Origin of the sequence: Mucilaginibacter sp. KACC 22063, assembly GCF_028736115.1 — a bacterium.
Lineage (GTDB): Bacteria > Bacteroidota > Bacteroidia > Sphingobacteriales > Sphingobacteriaceae > Mucilaginibacter.
The window spans coordinates 3007260-3020502 of sequence record NZ_CP117877.1 but is presented as its reverse complement, the minus strand read 5'-3'; the positions used below and the strand labels follow the sequence as shown (position 1 = coordinate 3020502).

12 protein-coding genes are annotated in these 13243 nt (G+C 40.8%); 8 read left to right on the top strand and 4 right to left on the bottom strand.

Translation table 11 applies throughout. The features are described from left to right. The first annotated feature begins 117 nt into the window (after positions 1-117). The gene (locus tag PQ461_RS13010; protein WP_274205955.1) at positions 118-315 is read left to right on the top strand and encodes a hypothetical protein; all 198 of its coding nucleotides are present in this window, start codon (positions 118-120) and stop codon (positions 313-315) included. A gap of 6 nt (positions 316-321) precedes the next feature. On the opposite strand, the gene PQ461_RS13005 is transcribed toward PQ461_RS13010, so the two are convergent. Further along, complete coding sequence (locus PQ461_RS13005; RefSeq protein WP_274205954.1) at positions 322-1068, bottom strand: YdcF family protein; 747 nt, start codon at positions 1066-1068, stop codon at positions 322-324. A 178-nt stretch (positions 1069-1246) separates the two neighbouring features. Here PQ461_RS13005 and PQ461_RS13000 point away from each other — a divergent pair, with 178 nt between their 5' ends. Beyond that, positions 1247-1606: a phosphoribosylpyrophosphate synthetase gene (locus PQ461_RS13000; protein ID WP_274205953.1), complete on the top strand. Its 360-nt coding sequence runs from the start codon at positions 1247-1249 to the stop codon at positions 1604-1606. 17 nt (positions 1607-1623) lie between these two features. On the opposite strand, the gene PQ461_RS12995 is transcribed toward PQ461_RS13000, so the two are convergent. Then, the gene (locus PQ461_RS12995; RefSeq protein ID WP_274205952.1) at positions 1624-2190 is read right to left on the bottom strand and encodes a HEAT-like fold family protein; all 567 of its coding nucleotides are present in this window, start codon (positions 2188-2190) and stop codon (positions 1624-1626) included. A 149-nt stretch (positions 2191-2339) separates the two neighbouring features. Between PQ461_RS12995 and PQ461_RS12990 the strand changes: the two genes are divergently transcribed. Together PQ461_RS12990 and PQ461_RS12985 are read left to right on the top strand one after the other, a co-directional pair. Next, positions 2340-3578, top strand: coding sequence for a M16 family metallopeptidase (locus PQ461_RS12990; protein ID WP_274205951.1), 1239 nt, complete (start codon positions 2340-2342; stop codon positions 3576-3578). Between the two features lie 28 nt (positions 3579-3606). Further along, positions 3607-4884, top strand: a complete 1278-nt coding sequence (locus PQ461_RS12985) for a M16 family metallopeptidase (RefSeq protein ID WP_274205950.1) — start codon at positions 3607-3609, stop codon at positions 4882-4884. A 69-nt stretch (positions 4885-4953) separates the two neighbouring features. Here the strand turns inward: PQ461_RS12985 and sucC are convergent, their stop codons facing one another. Beyond that, positions 4954-6144 carry an ADP-forming succinate--CoA ligase subunit beta gene (gene sucC / locus PQ461_RS12980; RefSeq protein WP_274205949.1) on the bottom strand — a complete coding sequence of 397 codons (1191 nt, stop codon included), beginning with the start codon at positions 6142-6144 and terminating at the stop codon, positions 4954-4956. Between the two features lie 125 nt (positions 6145-6269). Here sucC and PQ461_RS12975 point away from each other — a divergent pair, with 125 nt between their 5' ends. The 4 genes from PQ461_RS12975 (at position 6270) to PQ461_RS12960 (ending at position 9477) form a co-directional block, all read left to right on the top strand. After that, positions 6270-6923: an ABC transporter ATP-binding protein gene (locus PQ461_RS12975; protein ID WP_274205948.1), complete on the top strand. Its 654-nt coding sequence runs from the start codon at positions 6270-6272 to the stop codon at positions 6921-6923. A gap of 5 nt (positions 6924-6928) precedes the next feature. Then, on the top strand, positions 6929-7228 hold the full coding sequence (locus tag PQ461_RS12970) for an ATP-grasp domain-containing protein (RefSeq protein ID WP_274205947.1): 300 nt from the start codon (positions 6929-6931) through the stop codon (positions 7226-7228). After that, positions 7225-7848, top strand: coding sequence for an HAD family hydrolase (locus PQ461_RS12965; protein ID WP_274205946.1), 624 nt, complete (start codon positions 7225-7227; stop codon positions 7846-7848). Before PQ461_RS12970 ends, PQ461_RS12965 begins: the two co-directional genes overlap by 4 nt. Positions 7849-7938: 90 nt before the next feature. Beyond that, positions 7939-9477, top strand: a complete 1539-nt coding sequence (locus PQ461_RS12960) for a S41 family peptidase (RefSeq protein ID WP_274205945.1) — start codon at positions 7939-7941, stop codon at positions 9475-9477. Positions 9478-9531: 54 nt separating this feature from the next. Here PQ461_RS12960 and smc read toward each other — a convergent pair whose 3' ends face one another. After that, entirely contained in the window at positions 9532-13071 is a 3540-nt protein-coding gene (gene smc / locus PQ461_RS12955) for a chromosome segregation protein SMC (protein WP_274205944.1), read from the bottom strand. Positions 13072-13243: the final 172 nt, after the last annotated feature.

Sequence of the window (13243 nt, the reverse complement as noted above, 5' to 3'; positions counted from 1 at the left end):
AAGTAAAAAACTTTCTACATTACATAACGTTACCATAATAACCAATTAATATAATAAACCTCCAGTCCGTTATCCTTATGCATTGCAAATGGATAGTGTGCTTATAATTTAAGTGTTATGAATGTGGATTTTCCAGAATCTTCACGCAGTGATCGTGACTTCTATGTAAATCAATTTGAAATGGAGTTGGATATCATCAAATCTTTTGAGAAGATATTGCAACAGGAATTAAAGGATTTAGAACCTAAGCAAGAAAAAAGGCATAATATTTCAAAACGTAAGATCCATTTTAGCCGTTACCGTAATTCGGCTTAATGATATTCAGGATCTTAAAAATCCGTCTACAATATATCCAACCAGTTCTTTCGTATAGCGTTCCCAGGTGAACAATGTAAAAGATTCTGGTAGGAAAGATTCAGGACTGATTTTTCTTAAACCGGTATCGTAGTTACATGAATAGGGTAGTACCGCTAATCCTGCTTTTTTAAAAAGCATTACTGATCGCCGCATGTGGAAGTCAGAAGTAACCAGGATGTATGGGGCGGCTATATTGTGCTCTTTAAGTATTTGCTTAGAGAAGAGCGCATTCTCCAGTGTGTTTCTTGATTTATCCTCAATCAAAATATTGCTATCAGGAATATTAAAGGCTTTAAGCTGTCCGTAAACCCAATCAGCTTCTTTAAATCTGGTATCAATCAGGTTTCCGCTACCGCTGCTTATCAATATATGAGCAGCCTTCCCGGTTTCATAAAGTTTAACACCTTGTATAAAACGGTCTGAAGCGGCATTGAAATAGCCTTGGTTTTTGTAACCCTCAGATGAAAATCCACCCAATACAATTACCGCACTGTATTTTTTGCCATTAAGCTTAGCGTCGGGATAATGCCAGGCACGTGAATATAAATCGACTAAAATTGGTATGGAGAAAATATAAATAAGTAGCAACGAGCTTATTAACAGCCTTTGTTTACGCTTAATATTTTTAGTGATACAAGCCCATACCAGCAGAATTAAAATCCAGGTGAAGGGGAACAGTAAAAACAGCAGGACCTTTGATAAAACGAACATGGTTGTGTGCAAAGCTAATAATTGCAATCAAAGTTTCATTCTTGATAGTATGTATCTTAATTAAAGGCCTTGATCTTTGAATTATCAAACAGGCTTTTAAAACAACCAGCCCTCATTAATGGTTTATATAACGAAACCGGCAACGCAAACTTTGTCGCCTAAATAATAAAACATCACCATGAAAAATTACGAAACTTTAGTGGATGCCACTAACGATCTTTTAAAAAGAGGATATACTGCTAACCTTAGTTTTGAGGATGGCGCAGATACCATTCAGGATAAATCACAGAATATTGAATTAGGTGCAGACGATTTTGAAGTAGATGAATTCTATCGTTTCGAAGGCCCGAGTAACCCATCAGATATGGCTATTGTATATGCTATTTCGTCAACGAGGTACAATCTAAAAGGTGCACTGGTTGATGCTTATGGTACTTATGCCAACAATAGTTCATCAGCTATCGAAGCTAAATTGCATCACCATCAGGTAAGTGATAACTTGAAAGGCACAGACCGCCCAACAGCTGATAATGCATAATTTATATTTACATCCCCTCAAACGGCGAGGGGATGTAAATATCCTAACAGTTTTTTTCCTTTGGTTTGTATGGCAATGCTGCCGTCACGCATCAGGTACTCAAGTTGTGCAGAAAGTTCATCCGTAACCCACGGATACCGATGGCGAAGATTAAATAAAGCCTCGCTTGCAAACGCTTTAACAGCTACCAGCACTTTTGCATCTATCATCCATTCAAAGCAGGTATTTACAATCGGCTCCAGATCAAGATCATTTAATTTAGCGCGTACGGCAGGTAATGCATTAGGCGATGTGATATGCATAGCAATTTTAGCATAGTGCCTTTTACAACTGGCATGCTTTACATTTGGGTAGCTTTCAATGATATTTTTAAGATCGTTGATGTACAGGTCGGGGCGGTGTAAAAAAAAGTTTTCAAGCAGCCATGCGGCGCGGAACGCAATTTTTTTTTCAGGATAAAAGGTAAGTTCGATCAGGTCCAGCAGTTTAAAGTTTTTATGATATAAAATATTGGTAAGCTGCAGCACCTTCACTTTAGTCATTGAAGCCTGTATCTGCTTTAACAACTGCTCTTTAGATAACATAATTAGGTTTACAATTGTATGTTCAAACTTCTTTTTACGTTACTGGTAATTTATTGTTACAAATAATTTAAGATTGTTGAACCACTGGTCTGTTTTGAACAGCAGGTTACACTAATTTTAATACATTTGCCATTCTATAATTTTGATACATGGTTAACTTTAACCGTTTTACACTTGATAACGGGCTTCGTGTATTAGTACACGAAGATCATACCACGCCAATGGCGGTGGTTAATATATTATATGACGTAGGTGCACGCGATGAAAATCCTGAACAGACCGGGTTTGCGCATTTGTTTGAGCACCTGATGTTTGGCGGATCTGTGAACATCCCTGTATACGACGAGCCTTTGCAGCGCGTTGGCGGTGAAAACAATGCTTTTACCAGCAATGATATTACTAATTATTATGTGACGCTTCCTGCGGTTAACCTCGAAACAGCTTTCTGGCTGGAGAGCGACCGTATGCTAAGCTTGGCTTTCAGTGAAAAAAGCCTCGAGGTACAGCGTAACGTAGTGATGGAAGAATTTAAGCAGCGGTACCTAAACCAACCTTATGGTGATGTGTGGCTTAAACTGCGCCCTATGGTTTATAAGTATCACCCTTACCGGTGGGCTACCATTGGAAAAGAGTTATCTCATATTGAAAATGCGCATATTGATGATGTAAAAGCTTTCTTCAAAAAGCATTACAATCCTCAAAATGCCATAATGGTAGTAGGCGGAGACGTTACTGTTGACCAGGTTAAGTCGCTATCAGATAAATGGTTTGGCGCTATACCATCCGGCGAAAAATATGTTCGCGATTTACCGCAGGAACCAGATCAGCATGAAGAACGCCGCGAAACAGTTACTGCAAAAGTACCGTTGAATGATGTTTATATCGCTTTTCAGTCGCCAGGCCGGTTAGATCAGGATTATTATGCTATTGATCTGTTGTCTGATATACTGGCGCGGGGCAATTCATCAAGACTTTATCGCAGCCTTGTTAAGGATAAGCAGCTGTTTAGCGAAATACATGCGTACATGACGGGTAGTATCGATAAAGGGATGTTTGTTGTTGAAGGTAAGCCTGCCGAGGGCGTTTCTATAGAACAGGCTGAAGCTGCAATATGGGAGCAACTAGAGCTGATAAAACAAACCGACGTACAGGCAGATGAACTGACGAAAGTGAAAAATAAAACGGAGTCGACCCTGATGTTTTCAGAAATGTCACTGCTGGATAAAGCCATGAACCTGGCCTATTACGAACTGTTGGGCGATGCGAATACACTGAATGATGAGGCCGAAAGATACCTGGCCATCACTGCAGAGCAGGTCAAAGCAGTAGCCAACTATATATTCAGGAAGGATAACTCATCGACTTTGATTTATTTGGCTGAAAAATAAGCAGCATCCTGACCATAAGCCTTTACTAATGATAGATAGAAGTATAGCCCCCGAATACAGGGGAATTGAAAATATAAACCTGGTAACACCAGGCCACGAAGCTTTGCCTAACGGCAGTAATTTATATTACTTTAATGGCGGAGGACAAGAGTTACTGCGCATTGAATGGATATTTGGCAACCTGCATTTTAACCCGGAAAAGCCATTGTTAAACATGGCTGCAAATACCATGCTTACCGAAGGTACAAGTCAACTTACAGCAGCGCAAATTGCTGATAAGGTAGATTTTTATGGTGCCTTTTTACAAACAGATTACGGCTTCGACCAATCGCAGGTTACGCTTTATACATTAAGCAAACACCTGGATAAGATATTGCCTGTGATACAGGATATCCTTACCGATTCTGTTTTTCCGGAAGAAGAATTGCAAACCTATATCCGTAACCAGCAGCAAAAGTTGCAGGTCGGCTTACAGAAAAATGATGTATTAGCCCGCCGTGCTTTTAACAAGGCTATGCATGGCGATACGCTTTATGGGTATGCTCCAGAAATTGACGATTACGCCAGACTGAAACGCGAAGATTTGCAAACGCATTATAAAGCAATGTATCAACCTGCAAATTGTACCATTGTGGCTGCAGGAAAAATTGATGAAAGTGCTCTTCAACTATTAAAGGATACCTTTGGTAACCAATGGAATACTACTTCGGGCGAGCCCGATCTTAATCAGCCTGAGATTCAGCCGGCAACTGAAAAGTTCTATTTTATAGAAAAACCAGACGCACTGCAATCAGCTATTCGTATTGGCTTGCATACAATTAACCGTCCGCACCCTGATTTTCCGGCCATGCAGGTGCTAAATACAGTATTAGGCGGTTACTTCGGTTCGCGGCTTATGGCAAACATCCGTGAGGACAAGGGTTATACTTACGGCATAGGATCCGGGATGACATCACTTAAACATGGCGGCGCTATGTTCATAGCTACAGAAGTAGGGGCAGACGTATGCCGCGATGCTGTCAAAGAAATTGAAAAGGAAATTACTTTGCTAAAGACCGAGCTGATAGAGGAGGAAGAACTATCTTTAGTTAAAAACTATATGCTGGGCTCTCTACTGGGCAGCCTTGAGAATATTTTCTCACATGCTGACAAGTTTAAGAATGTTTACTTCTCGGGCATGGATCTGGATTACTATCACCGCTATACTGAAGTAGTCAAAACTGTAACTGCTGAGCAACTGCGTGATCTGACCAATAAATACCTTGATTACGATAATATGTTTAAAGTGATAGTAGGGAAGTATTAATTTCCAGATACATAAGGCATAAAAAAAGGGAGCATTTGCTCCCTTTTTTTATTTTATAAGATGATCAGCTTATGCTAATACTTCTTTTACGCGTTCTGCAGCTTCTTTTAATAAGATAGCAGAGTATACTTTAAGTCCTGAATTATCAATCAGTTCTTTCGCTTCTTTAGCGTTAGTTCCTTGTAAACGAACAATGATTGGAACAGGGATATTGCCAATTTCCTGGTAAGCATCAATTACACCTTGCGCAACACGGTCGCAACGAACGATACCACCAAAAATATTGATCAGGATAGCTTTAACGTTAGGGTCTTTCAAAATGATGTTGAAAGCTGCTTTTACAGTTTGTGCGTTAGCAGTACCACCAACATCAAGGAAGTTTGCAGGCTCGCCACCGGCTAACTTAATAATGTCCATAGTTGCCATAGCTAAACCAGCGCCATTTACCATACAGCCAACGTTACCGTCAAGCTTTACATAGTTAAGATTGCTCAGGCTTGCTTCAACCTCCATCGGATCTTCCTCGTTGGTATCACGCATTTCTGCATAATCTTTATGGCGGTAAAGCGCGTTATCATCAAGGTTAACCTTAGCGTCAACAGCTAATATTTTGTTGTCAGAAGTTTTAAGTACAGGGTTGATCTCAAACTGAGAAGAATCTGTAGCCTCGTAAGCTTTGTATAAAGCGGTAATAAATTTTACCATGTCTTTAAAAGCTTCGCCGCTTACACCCAGGTTAAAAGCAATTTTACGTGCCTGGAAAGCCTGTAATCCTACTTTAGGATCGATCTCTTCTTTATGAATAAGGTGAGGGGTGCTGTGTGCCACTTCTTCAATGTCCATACCACCTTCGGTAGAGTACATGATGATGTTACGGCCTTTAGCACGGTCGAGCAATACGCTCATGTAAAATTCTTTAGTTTCGCTTTCACCCGGATAGTAAACATCCTGTGCTACCAACACTTTATGCACTTTTTTACCTTCAGGTCCGGTTTGCGGGGTAACAAGCTGCATACCTAAAATAGCATTTGCTCTTTCTTTTACCTCGTCCAGATTTTTGGCAAGCTTAACACCGCCACCTTTACCACGGCCACCGGCATGGATCTGCGCTTTTATAACTACCCAGTCTGAACCAAAATCTTTTTTCATTTGCTCAGCTGCCGCAACGGCCTGGTCAACGGTATCGGCAACAATGCCTTCTTGTACCCTTACGCCAAAGCTTTTTAAAATGGCTTTGCCCTGATATTCGTGAATATTCATGTTTACTTGTAGTAATTTGGCGGTAAATCTACAATTTCATCCCTACTTATAAAACCTTAATTTGTATTATCCATTAATTAATGATGTTTGTATGATTTAGGGGCTATTATTATATTTTTGCAACAATGCTAAAGGCACAGGGTATTTATAAACAATTCGGCCATCTTCAAATTTTAAAAGGAGTTGACCTCGAAGTAAACAAGGCAGAGATCGTTGCCATTACAGGTGCCTCTGGTGCGGGTAAAAGTACTTTGCTTAATATTCTGGGTACTTTAGATAAACCCGACCAGGGAAGCATATACATTGAAGGCACCCAAATTAACAAGCTTGGAAACAAGCAGCTCAGTGCTTTCCGCAACCATAAAATAGGTTTCGTTTTTCAGTTTCACCACTTACTGGCCGAATTTAACGCGCTCGAAAATGTATGCATCCCAGCGTTTATTGCAGGGGTACCGAAAGCCGAGGCCGAGGTTAAGGCGAAGGAAATATTAGCCCGTTTGGGTTTAAGTGAGCGGTTCGATCATAAGCCTTCGCAACTTTCGGGAGGCGAGCAGCAGCGTATAGCCGTGGCCAGGGCGCTGATTAATAATCCTGCATTGATATTTGCAGATGAACCTTCAGGAAACCTCGACTCCAACAATGCACGTGAACTGCACGAACTGTTTGTAAAGCTTAGAAACGAGTTTGACCAGACCTTTGTGATCGTTACACATAACGAAGACCTGGCGCAACTGGCCGACCGCACCGTAATAATGAAAGATGGTTTAATTGTACAATAATTAAAGTGGCAACTCTAATAACAGGCGCAACATCAGCAAAGGCATATCAGCTTAAAAGTACCCTGACAGATAATGAAATTTACCTGGGCGATTATGAAGAACTGCCGCAGGTAATGATTGATAGCGGTAAAATGCTAAAGCTACCCAAACCAGGCGATGCTGCATACATACACGAAATACTGGCTTTGTGTCTCGATAGAGATATTATCGAAATTTATCCTTTGCATCAGGCCGAAGCCGATTTGCTGAACGAGGCAAAGCAACTTTACAGCGAATACGGTATCAATATCAATGCAGTACAATGAGCATTACTTATCATGACATAGATAAAAGGATAGAGGGTTTTATTTTTGAGCTTGATAATGTCCTTTATCCCGAAAAAGATTACTTGTTTCAGGTTTATTACCTGTTTGCAAACTTTATAGAATATACCGAGCAGATTGATGCGAAGCAGATGATCACTTTTATGACATCGGTATATGAGGAGCAGGGGAAAGATGCCGTTTTCAATGCCGTACAAAAAGAGTTTAGCCTTGATCTTAAGTATGGACAGAATTTACAGCATCTGATGCTGAATGCCAAACTGCCATTAAAGCTGCTGTTATATAATGATATGCTTAACTTATTGCAGGATATTGTTGTTGACCGTAAGCGTATATTTATTGTAACCAACGGCAATCCGCAAATGCAGTTAAGTAAAATTAAGCAAACAGAGTGGAATGGTTTGGAGCAATACCTTACCTGTTATTTTGCAAACGAGTTTGCACCCAAACCCGAACCAGATGCTATACACGCCTTACTGCATGACCATCACCTGCAACGCAGGCAATTAATGATGATAGGCCGTGAACCAATTGATGAACGTTGTGCAGAAGCCAGTGGGATTGACTTTTTACACATCAGCAAGCTGGTAAGCGGACAGTAATATTTAGTATTTAATTGTTAAATATTATAAAATATTTTTCCCGTTTTAAACTATTTGTCAGATTGATACGTATCAGTATAAATGAATTATATGAAAAAAACTTTTTACATTTTTCTGCTGGGAATTGCTGCAATTACCGGCTGTAAAAAAGATAAAGCAGTAACCCCGGATAATACGACTACTAATACTCCCCCTACAACAGGTTCGGCACTTGACCTGATGCGCGATTCGGTATTTTTATATGCAAAGGAAGATTACTACTGGTACGATGGTTTGCCAGACTATAATACATTTAAACCGCGCAGCTTTACCGGAAGCACAGATCTGGAAGCTTTGCAAAAAGAAGTAAATGCGTTGTCGCAATACAAGATCAATCCAACTACAGGTAAGCCTTATGAATATTATGCACCTGATCCCGGAGAAGCCAAATATTCTTTTATAGATGACGGTTCAGAGTCGAAGAAATTGAATGGTGTAACCGGTGATTTCGGTTTCGCGCCATTTTTTAATACCAATACAGACCTGCGTATAAAATATGTTTATCCGGGTTCTCCAGCTGATCTGGCAGGTATAAAAAGGGGATATAAGATTACTAACATTAATGGTACTACCAGCTTTGATGCTACCAGCGACTCAAACATTGATTTTATTATCAATGCCTACTCAAACAGCAGTACAATTACCATGACACTGCAAAAGCCTGATGGTACTACCATGTCGGCTAATTTAAGCACAACCTCTTATACGGTTAACCCGCTCTTTACTTCTACAGTAATTGATCTGGGTAATGGCAAAAAGGTTGGCTATATGGTGTTTAAGGACTTTGTTTCTTTAAAAAGCGCGCAGCCTAAATTAGATGCAGCCTTCAGTACTTTTACATCAAGCGGCATTACCGATCTGGTTGTTGACCTTCGTTACAATGGTGGTGGTTATGTAGAAACAGCCGAATACCTGGATAACCTGATTGCACCGGCATCTGCTTCAAACAAGCTAATGTATACCGCTTACTACAATAGTATATTAAGTAATAACAAAGATGTGTTGTTGAAAAACCAGGTGCGTAAAGATGATAATGGAAACACCTATAACTATGGGCAGATTGATTTTTCTGCACAAGCAAATCAAACCAACTTTGGGTCTACACACGGTTTAGCACTTAACAGGGTATTCTTTTTGGTAACTAATTCAACGGCATCTGCCAGTGAGCTTACTATTAACAACCTGCGCCCGTATATGAACGTGCAGATCATCGGTCGTACCACCTATGGTAAACCGGTAGGTTTCTTTGATATCGACATTAACAAATACGAAATGTTTATCCCTGAGTTTGAAACTAAAAATGCTTCAAGCCAGGGTGGTTACTATACCGGTATGGTACCGGGATCAAGTGATTATCCGGGATTAAGCAAAGCAGACGATGTAACCCGTGATTTTGGCGATACTAATGAAGGGTTACTTGCCAGCGCACTTTCTTACATCAAAAATGGTTCTTACACAAATTCTGTGAATGTTTCTGTGCAAAGCCTGAGCACCAATGCAATAAGTGCTGACAGGCAAATTACGCTGTCAAGCAAAATGGATAATGACAAATTCAAAGGAATGTTCTATCAGCATCCGAAGCATAAATAAGCTATAATTAAAATAGGATATTAAAGCGTCTTCTGAAAAGAGGGCGTTTTTTTGTTAATCGGCCAGTTCGCGAAGATCAACAGGCACAACACGGGAAATACCCTGCTCAACCATAGTAACGCCATAAATAACATCTGTACTGGCTATAGTGCGCTTATTGTGAGAAACAATAATGAACTGTGAATCTGAAGAGAACTTGCGGATAATGTTGTTGAACTTATCGATGTTGGTATCATCAAGTGGTGCATCAACCTCATCAAAAATACAGAAAGGTGCAGGTTTTAACAGGTAAAGCGAAAACAGGATTGCCGTGGCGGTAAGGGTTTTTTCACCACCCGATAACTGATTGATAGATAATGGCCGTTTGCCCTTCGGCTTAGCAATAATATCTATATCTGATTCTAAAGGATTGTTAGGGTCATTAAGGATCAAATCGCAAGAGTCTTCTTCATTGAACAACGAACGGAATACCTTGATAAAGTTTTCGCGCACCATGATAAAGGCCGACATGAATTTTTCGCGTGCGGTATCATCAATTTCCTGGATGGTTTGCAGTAGAGATGCCTTGGCCTCTAGTAAGTCAGATTTTTGGGTATTGATGAACTGGTAACGGTCGTCCATTTCTTTATAGGCTTCAATAGCCATAGGGTTAATGGCACCAAAATCATCCAGCTGTTTTTTTAATCTCTCGGTCTTTTCTTTCAGGTCAGCTTCTGTTTCTTCGGCAGGAGGGGCGGTATCCAGCAGTTCTTCAATATCAATATTAAACTCAACCGAAAGGCGCTCTTTAAGTGCATTCAGCTCCAGCTTTAAGTTATTGCGCTGATCTTTCAGCTCATTTTCTATTATTTCGGCGTTTTCTTTTTTGCGGCGCAACTGGCTGATCTGTTCTTCAATTTCAACAATCTTATTGCGCGAGCCGTAATAGACCTGCTCTGCCTGCTGAACGCCTTTTTCCATTTCTTCACGCTGCACATACATCGCAATCAGGTCCTCGTCAGAGTGGTCGGTTTGCTGCATGGTTTCCTGTATGGCAACCTTTAGCTTTTCAAGCTCGGCGTTATTGATATTGATCCGGTTTTCAAGGCTCTCTAACTGCGTTTCGCGATACTCCAGGTCTTTTAAAAGGCCCGATACTTTATTTTGCTGCTGATGAAAACGAATGTTTTCCTGGTTATATGCACCCGACTGTACAGACACATACTCGTTCAGTTCGGTAAATGCCTGTTGTTTATCCAGAAGCAAGTCGCCCTGTATTTGCTTTTGTGTTTTAAACTCGTCAACCTGCGGTGCAAGTGTTGCCATTTCGCCCTGAATAGCGGTGATTTTATTGGCAATGTCTTCCTTACGGTTACGGCTGTTTTCTATAAAGGACTGGTATTGTTCCTGCCGTGTTTTTACAGTGATCAGCTCGGTGTGCAGCCGGTTCAGGTCCTGCTGTTTAGTGCGGATCTCATCAGCTTTTGTTGAATTACGTAAGGCGACAAGTTTGCTTTGTAATTGCTCTGATTGCTGATTTGCCTTAGTAACGTCGGCCTCAATGGCTTTAATTTCCCTGGCCAGGTTTTCTAAATTTTTAGCACGGCCAATACGCTTACCCTCAAATAGCCCAACAGAGCCGCCTGCCAATGTATGCTTTGATTTGTTGAACTTGCCACTTTTACCCAGTAGAATAATATCTGCCGATAATTGCGCATTATTAAGGTCATTTTCAGTAGCATCATCCACCAGATAAACATTATGTAACAGGTTGCTGCACAATGCCTGGTAGCGTTTATCAACTTCAACAACACTTAGCGCAGGAATGAATGAACTGTCAGCAGGTAAGGCATCATTGTTTACCTGCTCGTAATTATTAAGGATAAAAAACTGTGCCCGCCCACGCGATGCATTGCTTAGCAGGTTGATGGCGTTGATGGCTTCATCGTAACTTTCGACTACGTAATAATTCATCAGTGGTTCCAGGAAATTTTCGATAGCCACCCTGAACTCTTCCTTACAAAAAAGTACGTCGCTAAACAACGGCGCGTTTTTAGCCCAGCCTGTGTTCTTCTTCAAAAACCTGATCGATTCCGGGAAACCTTCCAGGTTATCAACCATGCTTTTGGTAAGCGTATACTCATTTTGCTTTGCGTCCAGCTTACGGCTTTCCTGCCTGATATGGTCTTTTACAGAATTTATTTCAGCATCGGTGGCTTTAATGTTTTCCTGTAAAAGTGTTTCCTGTTCAACAGATAAGTCGTATTCTTTTTGCAGTGTTTCGGTGCGATATGCCAATTCGGCAACAAGCTGGTTAAAATGCGAAAGTTCAACCTCCTTGCTTGCAGCATCATCCATATTACGCTGGCTTTCCTGCTCTAAGGCTTGCTGCTGTATGCGCAGAATATCCAGATCTTTTTCTGTTTTATAGATCTGGTTTTGCAGGCGATTATTGATGCTATTAAGCTCATTCAGTTCTTCGCGCGCAGCAGTTTGTTCAACACGTAATTCATCAACAGTTTGTTTAAGGTCAGATAGGCGCTCCTGAATACTTTGCAGGGTTTCCTCTTCCTGCGCTTTTTCCTCATTCAGCCTTTTGATGTTGTAAAGAACGTGATTAAGCTGGTTGCGGTCGCGCTCTAATTCAGTATTTAAACTGGCTTCCTTATCCTTTTGATATTTCAGCTGTTCATTCTTAACACGCTTTTCGCTTTCGTAAGCACGAATCTTTGAGATGAAGTCGTTAGTTGCCTTTTGCTGTATAGAGAGGTTTTTTTCGTTAGTCAGGTTGTCCAGCTTTTGTTGCTGTAGTAAAGCTTCAAGCGTATCAATCTGCGCAACAACACCGGTTTTCTCAGCGCGATGTTTTTGTTCCTGATCTTCAATTTTTGCCAGCGACTCGCTGAAGGAAACTATCCTGAAAGATGCCAGCATAATGCTCAACGTTTTATACTGCTCTTTAAGGCGATAATAACGCTCTGCTTTTTTAGCCTGGTTTTCTAATGTTTTTAAGTTCTTTTCAATCTCGAAAAGCAGGTCTTCAACGCGGTCCAGATCTGCTTCAGTATCTTTTAACTTGTTAAAGGTTTGCTTTTTGCGGAGCTTGTATTTGGATATGCCCGATGCTTCTTCAAACAAGTTACGACGTGAACCTTCTTTATTGGTAATGATCTCGTCTATCATCTTTAACTCGATGATAGAGTAGGAGTCGGCCCCGATGCCGGTATCCAGAAAAAGATCGGTAATATCTTTCAAGCGGCACTGCACATCATTGAGGCGGTATTCGCTTTCGCCGGTGCGGTACAGTTTACGGGTAAGGGTGACCTGCGAAAACTCGGTCGGCAATACGTTCTTGGTATTATCAAAGGTGAGGGATACCTCTGCCAGGTTAGCCGGCTTACGGCTTTTAGTTCCGTTGAAGATGACGTTCTCCATTTTTTCTGAGCGGAGCATGCGCGTGCTTTGCTCGCCCAAAACCCAACGGATCGAGTCTACTACGTTTGATTTTCCGCAGCCATTAGGGCCAACAATAGCAGTAACACCCTCATTAAAGTTAATGGTGATCTTATCGCCAAAGCTTTTAAAACCCTTGATTTCTAAGCGAGTAAGCTGCATCTGTAAACGGAATCCCTAATCAATAATGTAACCCGTAAGTTAATCAGAAATTGTGAAAAGTAAAGAGCAATTTCTGTTGCGAGGTTCGGGTTTTCTGTTGCCGGTTTGCTGTCTTGGATTATGAGTTAATAGTAGAGGATATATATGAAATTAATCACACACGGCACGTAAC